General features: G+C 56.2%; 16 protein-coding genes. 9 read left to right on the plus strand and 7 right to left on the minus strand.

The features are described 5' to 3' along the window. Positions 1-5: 5 nt before the first annotated feature. Both eutB and ehuA read right to left on the minus strand, forming a co-directional pair. Entirely contained in the window at positions 6-1,004 is a 999-nt protein-coding gene (eutB, locus tag GH722_15300; protein ID MRG73133.1) for a hydroxyectoine utilization dehydratase EutB, read from the minus strand. Continuing rightward, positions 1,001-1,819, minus strand: a complete 819-nt coding sequence (gene ehuA / locus GH722_15305; GenBank protein MRG73134.1) for an ectoine/hydroxyectoine ABC transporter ATP-binding protein EhuA — start codon at positions 1,817-1,819, stop codon at positions 1,001-1,003. The genes eutB and ehuA overlap by 4 nt, the downstream gene beginning before the upstream one ends. Positions 1,820-2,038: 219 nt before the next feature. Between ehuA and ehuB the strand changes: the two genes are divergently transcribed. The 4 genes from ehuB (at position 2,039) to GH722_15325 (ending at position 5,086) form a co-directional block, all read left to right on the plus strand. Beyond that, entirely contained in the window at positions 2,039-2,923 is an 885-nt protein-coding gene (gene ehuB, locus GH722_15310; protein ID MRG73135.1) for an ectoine/hydroxyectoine ABC transporter substrate-binding protein EhuB, read from the plus strand. Positions 2,924-3,004: 81 nt separating this feature from the next. After that, the gene (ehuC, locus tag GH722_15315; protein ID MRG73136.1) at positions 3,005-3,733 is read left to right on the plus strand and encodes an ectoine/hydroxyectoine ABC transporter permease subunit EhuC; all 729 of its coding nucleotides are present in this window, start codon (positions 3,005-3,007) and stop codon (positions 3,731-3,733) included. After that, a complete protein-coding gene (gene ehuD / locus GH722_15320) occupies positions 3,730-4,398 on the plus strand; it encodes an ectoine/hydroxyectoine ABC transporter permease subunit EhuD (protein MRG73137.1) in 669 nt (222 codons plus the stop codon). The genes ehuC and ehuD overlap by 4 nt, the downstream gene beginning before the upstream one ends. Before the next feature lie 7 nt (positions 4,399-4,405). Continuing rightward, the gene (locus GH722_15325; GenBank protein ID MRG73138.1) at positions 4,406-5,086 is read left to right on the plus strand and encodes a GntR family transcriptional regulator; all 681 of its coding nucleotides are present in this window, start codon (positions 4,406-4,408) and stop codon (positions 5,084-5,086) included. Between the two features lie 18 nt (positions 5,087-5,104). Here GH722_15325 and GH722_15330 read toward each other — a convergent pair whose 3' ends face one another. Next, a complete protein-coding gene (locus GH722_15330) occupies positions 5,105-5,545 on the minus strand; it encodes a cyclic nucleotide-binding domain-containing protein (protein ID MRG73139.1) in 441 nt (146 codons plus the stop codon). Between the two features lie 136 nt (positions 5,546-5,681). Between GH722_15330 and GH722_15335 the strand changes: the two genes are divergently transcribed. Further along, positions 5,682-6,380, plus strand: a complete 699-nt coding sequence (locus GH722_15335; protein MRG73140.1) for a dienelactone hydrolase family protein — start codon at positions 5,682-5,684, stop codon at positions 6,378-6,380. A 3-nt stretch (positions 6,381-6,383) separates the two neighbouring features. Here the strand turns inward: GH722_15335 and GH722_15340 are convergent, their stop codons facing one another. The 4 genes from GH722_15340 to GH722_15355 are packed head-to-tail and all read right to left on the minus strand — an operon-like array spanning position 6,384 to position 12,390. Then, positions 6,384-6,764: a RidA family protein gene (locus tag GH722_15340; GenBank protein MRG73141.1), complete on the minus strand. Its 381-nt coding sequence runs from the start codon at positions 6,762-6,764 to the stop codon at positions 6,384-6,386. Continuing rightward, on the minus strand, positions 6,761-7,903 hold the full coding sequence (locus GH722_15345) for an FAD-dependent oxidoreductase (protein MRG73142.1): 1,143 nt from the start codon (positions 7,901-7,903) through the stop codon (positions 6,761-6,763). Before GH722_15345 ends, GH722_15340 begins: the two co-directional genes overlap by 4 nt. A gap of 11 nt (positions 7,904-7,914) precedes the next feature. Continuing rightward, positions 7,915-11,178: an MMPL family transporter gene (locus GH722_15350; GenBank protein MRG73143.1), complete on the minus strand. Its 3,264-nt coding sequence runs from the start codon at positions 11,176-11,178 to the stop codon at positions 7,915-7,917. Between the two features lie 36 nt (positions 11,179-11,214). Continuing rightward, positions 11,215-12,390, minus strand: coding sequence for an efflux RND transporter periplasmic adaptor subunit (locus tag GH722_15355; GenBank protein ID MRG73144.1), 1,176 nt, complete (start codon positions 12,388-12,390; stop codon positions 11,215-11,217). Between the two features lie 134 nt (positions 12,391-12,524). Between GH722_15355 and GH722_15360 the strand changes: the two genes are divergently transcribed. From GH722_15360 to GH722_15375, 4 genes are all read left to right on the plus strand, one after another. Further along, on the plus strand, positions 12,525-13,214 hold the full coding sequence (locus GH722_15360; GenBank protein MRG73145.1) for a TetR family transcriptional regulator: 690 nt from the start codon (positions 12,525-12,527) through the stop codon (positions 13,212-13,214). Continuing rightward, on the plus strand, positions 13,211-14,137 hold the full coding sequence (locus tag GH722_15365; GenBank protein ID MRG73146.1) for a histone deacetylase family protein: 927 nt from the start codon (positions 13,211-13,213) through the stop codon (positions 14,135-14,137). Before GH722_15360 ends, GH722_15365 begins: the two co-directional genes overlap by 4 nt. 71 nt (positions 14,138-14,208) lie before the next feature. Then, on the plus strand, positions 14,209-14,460 hold the full coding sequence (locus GH722_15370) for an exodeoxyribonuclease VII small subunit (GenBank protein ID MRG73147.1): 252 nt from the start codon (positions 14,209-14,211) through the stop codon (positions 14,458-14,460). 128 nt (positions 14,461-14,588) lie between these two features. After that, positions 14,589-15,368, plus strand: a complete 780-nt coding sequence (locus tag GH722_15375; protein ID MRG73148.1) for a polyprenyl synthetase family protein — start codon at positions 14,589-14,591, stop codon at positions 15,366-15,368. Positions 15,369-15,507: the final 139 nt, after the last annotated feature.

Raw genomic sequence — 15,507 nt, forward strand, 5'->3', positions numbered from 1 at the left:
CCCCGTCAGTTCGGACTGGCCGCGACATCGACGTCTTCACCGTCGATCAGGCGTTTGTGCAGCTTCATGTCGATATTACCGCCACTCAGCAGCGCGACGGTTTTGCCGCTGTTGCGGACTTTCCCGGCGAGCAGGGCTGCGATGCCGACCGATCCTGAACCTTCGATGATCTGACGTTCCTGCCAGTAAGCGTGCCGGATAGCCGCAGCAATTTCCTGTTCCGACACGGTGACGAAGTCGTCCACCAGATCGCGTACCATCGGAAAAGTATAGCGGTTGTCGAGGCCAATACCGCCACCCAGCGAATCTGCAAGGGTTGGCAGTTCTTCAACCGGAACCGGCTTGCCGGCACGCTGGCTTTCGATCATGGCAGCACCGCGCTCCATCGATACGCCGACGACACGGATGGCGGGGTCTGCTGCTTTCAGCATCAGGGCTATGCCGGAAATCAGCCCGCCACCCGACAGCTGAATCAGAACCGTGTCTGTTGCAGGCAGGGCTTCGAGGATTTCCAGGCCCAGGGTGCCCTGACCGGCAATGATGTCGGCATGATCAAAGGGGGGCAGCATGACCATGCCATCTTCTGCAACAAGCCGGTCAACCTCTGTCTGGGCGTCGTCCTGCGAACGACCGATAATCCGGACCTCAGCGCCCTCAGCCCTGATGCCCTCGACCTTGTTCGATGGTACCAGTTCGGACATGCAGATGATGCAGCGCACCCCGGCCTGCCGGGCGGCATAGGCAAGCCCGCGCCCGTGGTTGCCGGTCGATGCCCCGACGACGCCTTTTGCTTTCTGTTCATCGCTCAGACACAGAATGGCATTCGTTGCGCCCCGCAGTTTGAAACTGCCTGTCAGCTGATGATGTTCCAGCTTGAGATAAACATCGCTGCCTGATGCATCACTCAGAGACGGGGAAGGGGCCAGTGGTGTGGTTCGTATCCGGGACCGTATCCGTTCATGCGCCTGATAGACCTGGCGCGGATGCATCGGCAATTGCTTCATACGGCTTCCTTCACGGCACTGAGGAATTGTTGCGTCCGCTCCTGTTGCGGATTTCCGAAGACTTCATCCGGTGTACCCTGTTCTTCAATCCTGCCGCCATAAAAAAAGCAGACCCGGTCAGAGATATCCCGGGCAAAGCCCATCTGATGCGTGACCATCAGCATGGTCAGGTTGAGTTCGTTGACCAGTTTACGAATGACGGTGGTCACTTCGCCAATGACTTCAGGGTCAAGGGCTGAGGTGACTTCATCAAACAGCATGACCTTCGGACGCATCGCGAGTGCTCGCGCAATGGCGACGCGCTGCTGCTGGCCTCCGGACAGACGGGAGGGGTGTTCATCCCGCTTGTCGGCAACGCCAACCATATCGAGCAGGTCTTCTGCCCGCTCCCGGGCTTCCTGTTTGGTCATGCCAAGGGAATAGACCGGGCCTTCCATGCAATTTTCCAGAGCGGTCATATGGGGGAACAGGTTGAAGTGCTGAAAACACATGCCGATGTTTTGCCGCATCTGACGAAGATACCGGGCATCAGAAGGTACGAGCACCCCATTCCTTTCCATATGCGTCAGTGGTTTGCCATCGACGTAAATGACGCCGTCATCAATGGTTTCCAGTGTCATGAGGACACGCAGTACAGTGGTCTTGCCTGAGCCGGAGGGGCCGATGATGCTAACCATTTCACCTTCCGAGACGTCCAGATTCAACTGGTCGAGAACCGTCAGGTCACCGTAGCGTTTGGTGACATTGGCGAACCGTACGACTGGTTCGTCTGAACCGTTCAGGCTCAAGGGCGGCGTCGGGCTGTCATCGGGCATGGCGGCGTCTCCATCATTGGCGTCCTCACATACTATGATCATATAGAGGTACACATCTATAGGAAAATATACCGATAATTGTTTTGAATACGCCGGTTATGATCGTTTCTGATTTCATGTTGTATCCAACTTGGCATCTGATTATCCTTCTCTCACAGGGTGGCGGCAGATCACCCGGATCGAATTCCAGGTGGGTTTCATTTGAACAGGAGATGAAAAATGAGCGTTATCAGATCATTCAAAGGGGCAATGGTTCTCGCTGCCTCCATGATACTTACGGGTACAGCCCTTGCGTCAGACAATCCGTTGCTGGAGAAGTACCGGACAGAAGGGGCGAAAGTGGCGATCGCCGGCTATGCGCCCTATGGCTACAAGCAGGCAGACGGAAGTTTCACCGGTGAACAGGTGGAAATCGTCAAGCATGTGCTTGGTCAGATGGGTGTTTCAAAACTGGAATTCATCGCAATGGATTTCGGTGCGATCATTCCGTCACTGGTTGCCGGACGGGCAGATTTGGGGGCAGCCGGCATTTATGTGCGTCCGAAGCGGTGTGAGCAGGTTCTGTTTGCGGAACCGACCTGGGGGCAGGGTGCAGCCTATCTGGTAAAGAAGGGTAACCCGAAGGGCCTGCATACCTTCACGGACATCGCCAAAACGGATGGTGTCAAACTTGCCGTGCTGGCAGGTGGTACTGAGGAGACACTGGCGAAGAAAGACGGCGTGCCGGAAGACAAACTGCTCAAGGTTGGCGACAAGGCCGCCGGCATTTCAGCAGTGATGTCCGGGCGCGCTGATGGTTTCGCGCTGTCTGCGTTTGCCATCAACGACATTGTTCGTACCGCCGGAGATCTTATCGGCATGGAAAGTTCCGGATCTATCACTGAAATTGCAGGGGAGAACTATCAGGGCCATGGCTCGATTGCTTTCCCGAAAGGGACGGGCGATGAACTGAAGGCTAATATGGCGTTTCGTGATGCCTTTCAGGCAACCCTGGCCAAGTATGTAGCCAGCGGTGATTACGCCAAGATGGCGTCGGCCTGGGGGTTCGGGCCGAAGGATGCGCCAACGAAGTCCATGAAAGAACTCTGCGGTTCCGGCCTCTGAGTTTTCGTTGATTCCCCGTTACGGACCCGCGCCAGACGACTTCGGTGCGGGTCCGCCAGCTTTCAACGCCGGAGGTGACCCATGTCGATCCGTGCGCTGCTGATTACACTGTGCATTACGGTCGTTACCGGCCTCGCATATTTTCAGCATTCGCCTTTCGCTGACAGTGCCGATGTTTTTCTTCAGGCGGCGGGCGTTACCGTGGAACTGATTCTTGCGTCGATGATTCTGACAGTCATCATCGCTTTCTCTGCAGGTATCGGCAGGTTATCGACTGTCCGGCTGATACGCTGGCTTTCAATTGGTTATGTTGAGATTTTCCGGGGGACTTCTGCACTCGTTCAGCTGTTCTGGCTGTTTTATGTTCTGCCCCTGTTCGGCCCCCGGGTTGATCCTTTTACAGCCGGTGTGCTGGGGGTGTCGCTGAACGTCGGGGCCTATGCTGCGATTGTCGTTGAGTCCTCTATCCGGGCTGTGCCGAAAGCCCAGCATGAAGCGGCGACGGCCCTGAATATGAGCGAATTCAACCGGATGAGACGGATCATATTGCCTCAGGCAATCCGGATTATGATTCCGCCCTTTGGCAATATCGCAATTCAGCTGTTCAAACTTACAGCACTTGTGTCCTTTATCGGCATTTCCGATCTGACCTATACCGCCTATCAGCTGAACCAGACGACCTACCGGACCGTCGAGGTGTTCACGATTATCCTCTTTATCTATTTTGCCATCGGTCTGTGCATCACCATCGGCATGAAAGTGCTGGAAAAGCATTTCTCGCGCGGCATTCGTCTGGGAGGTGCAGGATGATCTGGGACTGGGCTTATGCATTTGAAATTTTGCCGCAGATGGCAGCTGCCTCACTTGTGACCCTACAGGTTACCGTGTTTGGTTTTGCCCTTGCTGCCGTACTGGGGCTGATCTGGGCAGTGGTCAGTCTGCTTGAAATCCCGGTGGTCAGTTTCATGGTCAGGCTGCTCATCGAATTCATCCGGACAACGCCACTGCTGATTCAGCTCTTTGCGATGTACTATTTTCTGCCTCTGGTCGGAATATTCCTTCCGGCCATGCTGTGCGGTGTGCTGGCCCTCGGAATTCACTACTCTGCCTATTGCGCCGAGGTTTATCGCTCCGGCTTTTCCCAGGTTGACCGGGGGCAGTGGGAGGCGGCAAAGGTCATCAATCTTTCGACCGGTCTGACACTGAAACGCATTATCCTTCCGCAGGCCATTCCGCCGATCATTCTTCCGCTCGGAAATTATTTTGTGACGATGTTCAAGGAAACGCCGGTTCTGCTGGCCATTACCGTCATTGAACTGGTCGCTACCGCCCGTATTATCGGGAACGACACATTCCGGTATACTGAGCCAATTACCCTTGCCGGAGTTTTCTTTCTCATTCTCTCACTGATCGCAGCAAAGCTGACCAGAATGGCAAGCAAGCGGGCGGCATTGCCCGGTTCCCAGGTTTATTGAGGCCATTGTGATTTATCCGTCATCAAATACCCTGACCAGCCCGAGAACGGCACCACAACAGCGGATAACGGCAATCTATCAGGATATCCGGTATCGCATCTGCACCAACCGCTGCCCTCCGGGAACGTTGCTGAGTGAAGAGGAACTGGCGAAGGAATATTCTGTCAGCCGGTCACCGATCCGGCGTGTCTGTTCCATGCTGGAGCATGAGGGACTGGTAGAGATCAAACATGGCATCGGGACACTTGTCACCCGGATCGAACCTGAGCAACTGGCCGATGTTTATGCTGTCAGGAAAGTCCTGGCTGAATCAATGGGGCCCTTTATCAAACTGCCGTTTGCGCCCGATGCCGCAGACTTTTTCCGTGAATGTGCAGAGAGCTTTCTGACGCTGAAAGAGGGCGATACGATCGGATTTGCTGAGATCAATATCCGTTATTATACGGGCCTGACGGGCCTTGGCAGCAACGCGACATTACGGGAAATGCAGCGAAGCCTGTTCTTTCAGACGTCGAGAATGTGGTTATTGCTGCTACCGGCAATGAACTGGACCGAAACCATGACGGCGGTTCACGATGAATTGCTGGAAATTATCCGGCGAATTGAAATAGGCGACCCGGTAGGCCTCGCCTATGTGGTTCGGAACCATATCTTCGAAAGTCAGCAGCGAATGCTTCAGGCCAGATAAAATGGTATGGCAGAAAGCTTAAAGACGGGGCTCAAATGTATCGGTTCGCTGGTTGGTTCGTATCAGCCGGTTCACCAGTACAATACCGAATGAGTGATAGAGACGTGCGGCGAATCCGTCATCTTCCGCCACGAGCTTTTTGACCTTGTCCGTCGGGAAACTAATCGTCTGGATGTCCGTCAGTGCGATCAGTGTGGCAGAAGCCTGTATGGGGGAAATGAAGGACATTTCGCCAAACACATCGCCTTCTTCAAGCGGATTGATGAACTGTGCCCAGACACCACCACTCAGACTGCGTTCTATCCCGACATGTCCTTCTTGAAGTACGAAGAAATGGTCGAGTTGCTGCCCTTCTTCCACGATCTGGTCGCCAAGCATGAATTCGGCCTGTTCGGAGACAGCCATAAGCTTCTCCAGGTCGCTTTCGTTCAGTTTCGGAAAACACCGCGACCAGTCCATCAAGCCCTCTTTTTCTGTCTGTCCGGATAGTAGGTAGGGTCTGTTCTAACGTCAATCCTTGCAGACCGCTGGCGAACCGCGACCCGGATCGTTTAAAGTCAGCGAAACTGTGAGACCAGAACAGGAGATTGAGTGAATGAGCGGACAGGAAATCAAGATCAGCGCAGCCGATGGTTCAGGTGAATTCATGGCTTATCTGGCGACACCGGCCAGCGGTTCAGGGCCGGGGATTATTGCTATTCAGGAAATATTCGGCGTCAATCAGGGGATGCGCGAGATCAGCGACTGGCTGGCCGGGAAGGGATATGTGGTTTTATGCCCTGACCTGTTCTGGCGACAGGAGCCGGGTATCCAGCTGACAGACAAGACCGATGCGGAATGGAAGCGGGCGTTTGAATTGTTTGGCGGGTTCGATCTCGACAAGGGCATGGAAGATATCAGCGCGACGATTGACCATCTGCGCGGCCTCGATGTCTGCACGGGTAAGGTCGGAGCCATCGGCTACTGCCTCGGCGGACGGCTGGCCTTTGCCTGTTCAACCCGGACAAGTGCGGATGCTGCGGTTGGTTATTACGGTGTGATGCTGCCCGAACATGCGGATGAGACAGTGACCTGCCCGGTGATGCTGCATATCGCCGAGAAAGACGAGTTTGTTTCCGCTGAGCAGCAGCAGGAAATCAAACGCATCTGGGGCGACAATGCGAAAGTCACCCTGCATTCCTATGCGGGGCAGGACCATGCCTTTGCCCGCCCTGACGGCATTCATTACGACAGGGAAAGCGCTGAACTTGCCAACCAGCGAAGTCTGGAGTTTTTCTCAGCCCATCTCGGCTGATAGCTAGACAGCGGCTGCGACAGCCTCGATTTCAATTAACCAGTCGGGGCTGGCCAGTCCTGCCACCACAAGCAGGGTGGAGCCGGTAACCATGCCCAGTTCCTCGTCACGTATGCGACGATAGGCCGCAACATCCTGCTGACGTGTCAGGAACACCGTTATCTTGGCTATGTCGCCGGCCTGCATGCCGGCGGCCTTTACGATGGCAATGACATTGCGGAAAGCCCACCTGGCCTGTCCTTCGAAATCAGCCGGCAACTGCCCCTTGTCATCAAGTCCCACCTGACCGGAAACATGCACCCAGCGTGCACCGGAAGGTATTTCGGTCGCCTGTGCATAGGCGGAAAAGGCGGGTGGGGCGTCTTTTGTCTCAATGACTTTCATTGTCCGGACTCGCTGTCAGTTGTGAAACGATGAGGCGTTAAATCCTCCTCTTTCACACCATAGGCTGCAAGCCTCTCGGGAACAGCCCTGTTCATCACCAGCGCTGCTGCAAGCTCGGCCATGGCGGGGGCGGTCTGAATTCCGTAGCCGCCCTGTCCGGCCAGCCAGAAGAATCCGTTGTCCGCCGGGTCATAGCCGACAACCGGGGTCCGGTCCGGTGAAAAGGTCCGTAATCCGGCCCATTTATGGGTAATCCGGCGTACAGTCAGGTCAGTTGCGGTTTCCAGCCGGTCAACGCAAATGGCAATGTCGAGCTCTTCCGGCTGTGCATCGCAGGGTTCTGACGGGGTTTCATCTGCGGGGGAGACGAGAAGACGCCCGGCCTCCGGTTTGAAATAGAGTTCTTCATCCGCATCAATGGCAATAGACCACCCGCTGACATCGACACCAGCAGGCGGATCAATAGTGATGGCTGTCCGGCGCAGAGGGGTCAGGCCAACCGGTGCAACACCGGACATGACGGCAAGCTGATCTGCCCAGGCCCCTGCAGCATCAACCAGAACGTCGGCGTCAATCGACCGTCCGTCTTTTGATGTTATGGCCCAGTTGTCTCGTTCGCGAGACAGTGAGTCGACATCAAAGTCTGTGAGAATGTCACCGCCATTGCTGCGCAATTGTCTCGCATATCCCTGCAACAGGGCGTCAACATCAATGCCGCTTGTTGTCGTGTCTTCGACAGCCGAATGGAGGTAGCCGGACCTGAAACAGGGTATCTGTGCCAGAACCTCTGATGCGCTGACGGCTTGCAGCCCCGGTTGCCCCGCCGTCTCTGATATCAGCGCGGCCAGCGTTTCCTGCTGGTCCGCCCGGCCAAAAAACATGACATGGCGGGGCTCAAGCAGGGGGGAGGCAGAAAAACCGTCCGGTGGTGTTTCAAGGAACTCGCGGGAGGCGGCCGTTAATGCCCGTATCACACGATTGCCATAGGCCGGGGCATAGACGGCGGCGGAACGACCGGTCGCGTGATAACCGGGGGCCGTTTCCCGTTCGAGGACCGTAACCTCAGTCTCTGCTGACAGCACGGCGCCAAGCGAGATACCCGCCATCCCGCCGCCGACAATGATGACTTTCCGGGTCATGGTTCGTCCGATTACTCCGCCGGAACTGGTTTCGCCTCTCCGCTCTTGGTGCTGTTGGCCGTTTTGTTCTTTCGGCGTGACCAGCTTTCCAGAGGATCAACCAGCAGCGAGAGCAATGGCGGAATAATCAGCAATGTCAGCACAGCCGACAGAGCCAGACCACCAACGACAACAGATCCGAGACCGCGATAGAGTTCCGATCCGGCACCGGGGAACAGAACCAGCGGCAACATGCCGAAGACACTGGTCAGCGTGGACATGAAGATCGGGCGGATACGGTTCCGGGTCGCATCAACAATCGCCTCATGTATTCCCATACCGTCTTCGCGGATCTGATACAGCGTCTGATGGACCAGCAGAATCGCATTGTTCACGACAATACCAATCAGAATGACAAAGCCGAGCAGGGTCAGCATGTCGAGTTCCTGAAATCCACCACTGAAGGACAGGTAGATATTCAGCAGCTTCAGACCGCCAACACCACCTGCCGCGGCCAGTGGCACGGACAGCATGATGATCATCGGATAGACGAAGCTCTCGAACAGGACTGCCATCACAAGATAGACGATGATCAGGGCAAGCAGCAGGTCGAGCTGCATCTGGTCCCAGGTTTTTGTCAGCTGGTCGGCAGTTCCCGAGACATTCAGCTTTACCCCTCCGGGTAATCCGGCGGCGCTGAGAGGGGACATGACCTTGTCGCGCAGGATGTCCATTGCGGATTCCAGTGCGACACCTGCTGGTGGTTTGACCTGCAGCGTGATTGTGCGCGCACGTTCCTTGTGAAGGATTTCCGTCGGGCCGGATGTCACAACGACATTGGCCAGCGAATTGGCCAGCAGTATCTGGCCGGTCTGGGTGACGACCGGCAGGTTGTCGATGCCCTGTGTCGCGATGACATGATTGGTGGGGCCACGCAGGATCAGGTCCATACGTTTGCCTTCAACGGTTATCTCGGCAACCCTCAGACCGTCATTGAAGGCATCGACGGTATCGCCGAGTTCACGGGCTGTGACGCCGTTATCGGCCAGTTTTGTCCGGTCAGGTATGACACGCACTTCCGGAGCCCCAAGCTCAAGACCGGGTATCGGACGCACCTGATAGCCTTCGCTCATCGGCATGGCCTGCATGATCATGCCAAAGGCATTCTGGGCGACGCCGATGATTGTTTCCAGATCAGGGCCGGAGATGTTCAGGTCAATCGAGGTTCCGCTGGTTGCCCGGCCGAAAATCGACGGCTGGGTGACGAACCCGTATGTTCCTGGTTCACGGAACACCGGTCCCTGAAGAATCGGGATCAGCTCGGACGGACGGCCTTCGTCGACGGCAATGGCACCGAGGAAGGTGGTTGCCCGTGTCGCAACGAAGAAAAACCGTTCCATGAGGGGCGGGGCATTCGGGTCCGGCTTGTATTCACCGCTCTCTTTCCATGCCTTTTCTTCTTCGATGGACCGCAGCTTGTCGGAGGCCCACAAAGGTTTGATGGTCTGTTCAATGCCGCCTGCAATATCCGCTGTTGTCTCCAGGTTGTATCCCGGCGGGGGCAGAACCATGCCGAACACGAAATTCTGATTTCCTTCCGGCAGGTAGGAAAGCTTCGGCAGGAAGGTATAGGCCAGCGTACCTGCGCCGCCACACATGATCGCGACGGTTACCACGGCCAGTATCTTGCTTTTCAGCACGGCCCGGACAAAGCCGGTGACAAGGGCCATGAAGCCGTTGGCGATATCATCAATGACCGGAATGCGCATGGTCGTGATGCTTTTGCCATCGTTCTCGCCGAGCAGGCTGTTGGCAAGAGCGGGGATTACGGTTACGGCGACAATCAGCGACAACATGACAGCAACTGAAATGGCCACGGCGATGTCGCGGAAAAGCTGGCCGATTTCCAGCTTCATGATCAGCACGGGGATGAACACCATGACGGTGGTCAGTGCGGAAACCAGCACCGCCCCCCATACCTGCGCTGCACCGAGATAGGCCGCTTCACGGCGGCTTTTGCCGTTCTGATAATGGCGATAGATGTTTTCGAGCACGACGATGGCTGCGTCGACCACCATACCAACGGCGAAGGCGATCCCGGCCAGCGAGACGACATTCAGCGACCGGCCAAGGGCGGCCATGGCAACAAAGGAGCCGACGACGGATACAGGTATCGCCAGGGAGACAACAAGTGTTGCCCGGAATGAGCGCAGGAAGACCATGAGCACGAAGGCTGCAAGCGCGCCACCGACATAGATATTGCTGATGACCAGATCGATGGAAGATTCGATGTAGGTGGTTTCGTCATAAACCTGAGTCAGCTTGAGGCCCTGGTTTGGCAACGCAAATTCGTTCAGTTCAATAACCGCAGCACGAATACCCTCCATCGTCTCGATGACGTTGGCGCCGGTTTCGCGGATGACATTCATGGCCATGCCCGGTTTGCCGAGCACACGGATAAAGGCCGCAGGATCCTTGTATCCGTATGAAACATTGGCGATTTCGCCGACCGTCACGCGGCTTACCTGACCTGTGGTCGGGTCGGTTTCTGAGCGCAGGACGACAGCGCGGACATCCTCCGGGGATTCGAAGTCGCCCTCGGTCCGAACAACATAGCGGCGTTTGCCTTCATCAACGTCGCCGCCGGTAATTGTGGCGTTCGCCTCACGAAGCTTCTGGACGACCTGCGAAACGGTCAGACGGTAGCGGGCCAGGGATTCCGGATTGACCGTAATCTGCAACTCACGTTCGCCACCCCCATACAGGTTACTGGCACCGATACCGGCAACCCGTTCAAGGCGGTCCTGAACCACATCCTCGGCGAAATCGCGATAGGTATGGATCGGCCGGTCATTGCCCGGCAGGGTCTGCAGCATGAACCAGGCGATGCCGTTATCATTGGCACCGGACGTGCTGAGTGTCGGCTCGTCGGCCTCATCAGGATAACCGCTGACCTGATCGAGCCGGTTGGCAACCAGCAACAGGGCGCGGTCCATGTTTGTGGATATGTCGAACTCCAGCTCAACAGACCCGCGACCGGTTTCAGAACGGCTGCTCATTTCTGACAGCCCTTCGATACCTTTCAGCTTTTCTTCCTGCCGGTTGACGATTTCACGCTCGATTTCTTCGGGCGCGGCGCCGGGCCAAATCGTCGAAATCTCAATAACCGGTTTGTCGACATCAGGCGTCAGCTGAATCGGAATCGTCTGCAAGGCAACGATGCCAAACAGCAATACCATCATGACGGCAGAAATAATCGCAATCGGTCGCTCGATGGCGAGGCGTATCAAATTCATAGTGTATTCTCAGAAGTTCTCAGCCTGTCGGGCTGATCAGCTTTCACCCTGAGCCTTTTGTTGAGAGTCAGTTTTTGCTGCGGCAGGCTTCTCATCCTTACTTGGGGCCTTCTTGCCTGTTGGTGCCACAGCCTGTCCGGGACGAAGCCGCTCGTTTCCACGTACGACAGCAACGTCACCCGGGGCCAGTCCGTCGAGAATTTCAAACCGGCTGCCAACAGCGTCACCGATCTGTACCGGGCGGAACTCGGCCTTGCCGTCAACCACCAGGACCACAAGATTTGTGCCTGCGCGGTTCAGAACAGCGTCCTTGTGAACGGTGATGACGTCGCGTGGCTCACCGATCGGGACCATCATGATGGCACTTTGCCCCGCAGCAAGGGTGGCACCGGCGGAAAGGTCGGGAATCGCCCGAACAATGCGGGTACGGGTCAGCGGGTTTTCTTCCGGAATCACCGCACGGATGACCGCATCATATAACTCTGATTCACCAAGCCTGATCTTGACGACGACACCTGACTTCACACCGGCAATGATCCGGGAAGGAACGGCGGCTTCAACTTCGAGATCCTGATCGCTCAGCAGTGTTACGACCGGCTGCCCGGCATTCACCCAGGCGCCTGATTCAACATGTTTGATTGTCACGACACCATCAAAAGGTGCCCGGATTTCTGAATCGTTGAGTTCAATCTCTGCCTGATCTGCGCTGGCTTTGGCACTGGTCGCTTCAGCACGGGCGACGGCGAGGCTGCCGCGTGCCTCTGCAACTGTCTGTTCCAGGTCTTCGAGCCGGCCTTTCTGGAAAGCGGCGGAAGAGCGGAGGCTTTCCATCCGCTGCATTTCCTGCTGTGCTTTACGCAGGGAGGCATTCGCCATGGCGATCCGCCCCTGATATTCAGCAACCTCAGACTTGCGGAGGTCAACTTCTGCCTGCTGACGGCGGACATCAAGGCGGGCGATGATATCGCCTTCTTTGATTTTGTCGCCAACGCCAACGAGAACTTCTTCAACTGGCCCGGATGTTCTGGCCGCAATCGGTCCGAATTTTCGGGACACGAGCCGCCCGATGACCGGGCTGGTCTGTGTCAGGGGTTCGGTCTTGACGACATCGACGCCGACCGGTGCGGGGCCACCCTGTGCGAGAGCGGCGATCGGCAGGGCGGAAATCGCCATGCCCAGAATGGATGCAATAATTCTGGTCTGATTGAACATCGTGATGGGTGCCTGCTGCTAAAGTGATCGTTAAAACTGACCTTGGATTAACCCCCGGAAATCCATGATGCGGAATCGTGCGGTCTTTTAACTGGACTGTGTAGTCCAGTCTAGATAATTCTTTGTGATGATGATTGTCAGGGAAATCTCACTTCTTGCCACAAACCACTGCAAATAAAGAACTTGTCGACAGCGTGCCGTCGCGCGCCCGGCATTCCATCAATAAACGCAATGCGATAACAGATGCGGCAGCCGCGCTGTTTTTGAAGGAAGGCTACGGTCAGGTCAGCATGGATCGTATTGCGCAATCCGCCTGCGTTTCAAAACAGACCGTTTACAGCCATTTTCAGAGCAAGGAATCCCTGTTTGAGGCTCTGGTGACAGAACGCTGCGATGAAATGCTGTCGATGGTGCCGGAACCTGTGGACCGTGCCCGCCCTGTATCAGATGTTCTCGACCATCTCGGACGCAGTTTTCTGATGCTGGTACTGGCAGATGACGCGATCAATCTCTACCGGACGGTTTTAGCCGAATCGATCCGTTTCCCTGAACTCGGACGGGCTTTTTATAATGCCGGACCAAAGCGCTCGCACAGCCGACTTGCGTCTTATCTGAAAAAGGAAGCGGAAAAAGGAACACTGGCCATTGAAGATCCGCAGGTGGCCGCAGAACAGTTTTTCGGTATGGTCAAAGGTGATCTGTATAATAAAGGGCTGCTGGGCGTGGCAACGACCGAAGATATTCAGGCAATTGACCTTGCGGTGGAACGGGCTGTTAAAGTGTTCATGGCAGCTTATGCCGTGAATGGTAGCCAGGCGATATGACCACATTCCTTTATACCCATCAGGCCTGCCTTGAACATGATACGGGGGCCTATCATCCGGAGAGGGCAGACCGGCTGCGTTCCGTTCTGAAAGCGCTGCGTGCAGAGGCTTTTTCCGGGCTGGATCGCCTTGAAGCACCCCGTGCGACCCGAGAGCATCTGATGCTGGCTCATCCTCAGGGTCATGTTGATCATGTGCTGGGGTCAGTCCCCGAGGAGGGACTGGTGATGATTGACGCTGATACGGTTGTCTGTCCCGAATCCGGTGAGGCTGCCCTGCGCGCGGCCGGGGCTGTGGTTGCCGCCGTTGACGCAGTGATATCCGGACAGGCGCGGAATGCCTTTTGCGCAACCCGTCCGCCGGGGCATCACGCCGAGGCAGATCAGGCCATGGGGTTCTGTCTGTTCAACAATGTCGTTATCGCGGCGCGCCATGCACAGCAGGCACATGGGCTCCGGCGGGTGGTGATCATGGATTTTGACGTTCATCACGGTAACGGGACGCAACATCTGCTGGAGCATGATTCGTCCTGTCTTTACGCCTCGACCCATCAGATGCCGCTGTATCCGGGTACGGGGGATCGCCATGAACGCGGTGTCGGCAATATCATCAATGCGCCTTTATCGCCGGATAGCGGGTCGGCAACCTTCCGGGCGGCAATGGAGAACACGATCCTGCCGGCCATCCGAACATTTGACCCGGAACTGGTTCTGATTTCTGCCGGATTTGATGCGCATCAGGATGATCCGCTTGGCGGGTTGAACCTTGTCGCGGAAGATTTCGGCTGGGCAACCTCGAAACTCTGCCAGATTGCGGCGGACTGCTGTGACGGACGGGTTGTTTCGACCCTTGAGGGCGGGTATGACCTCGACGCACTCGGGGAATGCTCTGCGGCACATGTTGCTGCCTTGATGGCAGCATAGGGCGAATCCGGGGTAATCTGTCCGGAATTGTCGGTATAACGGGCACAGACTGATTTAACAGGAGCCTTTCGATGGCAGAGCAAGTGATACCTGAAGACATTGCAAAAATGAGCTTTGAAGATGCATTGTCTGAACTGGAAAACATCGTGCGAAAGCTGGAAAAAGGCGAGGCGAAGCTTGATGAGTCGATCACCGACTATGAGCGTGGCGCTGCCCTGAAAGCCCATTGTGACCGGAAGCTTTCGGAAGCACAGGAACGCGTCGAAAAAATATCTCAGCGCGCCGATGGAACAGTGTCTGCTGAACCGGCGAAATTTGACTGAACTGAAACGGAACCTTCGCCGTGTATGATCTGAAAACCGGCCTGGCGGAAAACGCTGCGGCTGTCGAAAAGACCCTGAATGAATTGTTGCCCGGAGGCGACGCGCCGGAATCCCGCGTCTTTGACGCGATGCGCTATGCCATCATGGTTGGCGGCAAACGGTTGCGGCCCTTCCTTGTCATGGCCTCCGCCAATCTGTTCGACGTCCAGAAGGTCTGCGCACTTCGTGCCGCTGCAGCCATCGAGATGGTCCATTCCTATTCGCTGGTGCATGACGATCTGCCGGCAATGGATGATGATGATCTGCGGCGCGGACAGCCATCAACCCACCGCAAGTTTGACGAGGCCACGGCCATTCTGGCTGGTGATGCCCTGCTGACAATGGCGTTTGAGGTGCTGGGTGAGCGCGAGACGCATTCCGATCCGAATGTGCGCTGCAAGCTGGTGACATCACTGGCAAAAGCCTCAGGGGCCGAAGGCATGGTCGGTGGTCAGATGATCGACCTGCAGGCTGAAAATCAGCAACTTGATGCAAATGGGATCACCCGCCTGCAACAGCTGAAGACGGGCCGGCTGATTGCCTGGTCCTGTGAAGCCGGGGCTATCCTCGGCAAGGCCGATCATGAATGTCAGCTTGCCCTTGCGGCTTATGCACATGACATCGGTCTCGCGTTCCAGATTGCAGATGATATCCTTGATATCGAAGGCGATCAGGAAGCTTTGGGTAAAACGGTCGGCAAGGATCTGGAGCAGGGCAAGGCAACGTTCGTGTCACTGCTTGGCATGGATCAGGCCAAGTCACAGGCAAGAATGCTGTCCGATCAGGCTGTCCAGCATCTCGAACGATTTGATGAACGTGCCGAACCCCTGCGGGCGGTTGCCCGGTTTGTGGTCGAACGCAAGAACTGACACGGATAACACCAGCATGAACACGTCGAAGCCCGTTCTTGACCGCGCAGGTCTTCCGTCAGACATCCGTTCTTTTTCGACGGCTGAGCTGAAGCAGCTTGCTGTCGAGTTACGTCAGGAGACGATTGAGGCGGTCTCT

It is taken from the genome of Alphaproteobacteria bacterium HT1-32, assembly GCA_009649675.1.
In the GTDB taxonomy this organism is placed as follows: domain Bacteria; phylum Pseudomonadota; class Alphaproteobacteria; order Rhodospirillales; family HT1-32; genus HT1-32.

Excerpts from the sequence above, each read along its gene's own strand:
- eutB (MRG73133.1), bottom strand. The coding sequence starts at position 1,004 with ATGAAGCAATTGCCGATGCATCCGCGCCAGGTCTATCAGGCGCATGAA.
- ehuA (MRG73134.1), bottom strand. The coding sequence starts at position 1,819 with ATGCCCGATGACAGCCCGACGCCGCCCTTGAGCCTGAACGGTTCAGAC.
- ehuB (MRG73135.1), top strand. The coding sequence starts at position 2,039 with ATGAGCGTTATCAGATCATTCAAAGGGGCAATGGTTCTCGCTGCCTCC.
- ehuC (MRG73136.1), top strand. The coding sequence starts at position 3,005 with ATGTCGATCCGTGCGCTGCTGATTACACTGTGCATTACGGTCGTTACC.
- ehuD (MRG73137.1), top strand. The coding sequence starts at position 3,730 with ATGATCTGGGACTGGGCTTATGCATTTGAAATTTTGCCGCAGATGGCA.
- GH722_15330 (MRG73139.1), bottom strand. The coding sequence starts at position 5,545 with ATGGACTGGTCGCGGTGTTTTCCGAAACTGAACGAAAGCGACCTGGAG.
- GH722_15335 (MRG73140.1), top strand. The coding sequence starts at position 5,682 with ATGAGCGGACAGGAAATCAAGATCAGCGCAGCCGATGGTTCAGGTGAA.
- GH722_15340 (MRG73141.1), bottom strand. The coding sequence starts at position 6,764 with ATGAAAGTCATTGAGACAAAAGACGCCCCACCCGCCTTTTCCGCCTAT.
- GH722_15345 (MRG73142.1), bottom strand. The coding sequence starts at position 7,903 with ATGACCCGGAAAGTCATCATTGTCGGCGGCGGGATGGCGGGTATCTCG.
- GH722_15350 (MRG73143.1), bottom strand. The coding sequence starts at position 11,178 with ATGAATTTGATACGCCTCGCCATCGAGCGACCGATTGCGATTATTTCT.
- GH722_15355 (MRG73144.1), bottom strand. The coding sequence starts at position 12,390 with ATGTTCAATCAGACCAGAATTATTGCATCCATTCTGGGCATGGCGATT.
- GH722_15365 (MRG73146.1), top strand. The coding sequence starts at position 13,211 with ATGACCACATTCCTTTATACCCATCAGGCCTGCCTTGAACATGATACG.
- GH722_15370 (MRG73147.1), top strand. The coding sequence starts at position 14,209 with ATGGCAGAGCAAGTGATACCTGAAGACATTGCAAAAATGAGCTTTGAA.
- GH722_15375 (MRG73148.1), top strand. The coding sequence starts at position 14,589 with ATGCGCTATGCCATCATGGTTGGCGGCAAACGGTTGCGGCCCTTCCTT.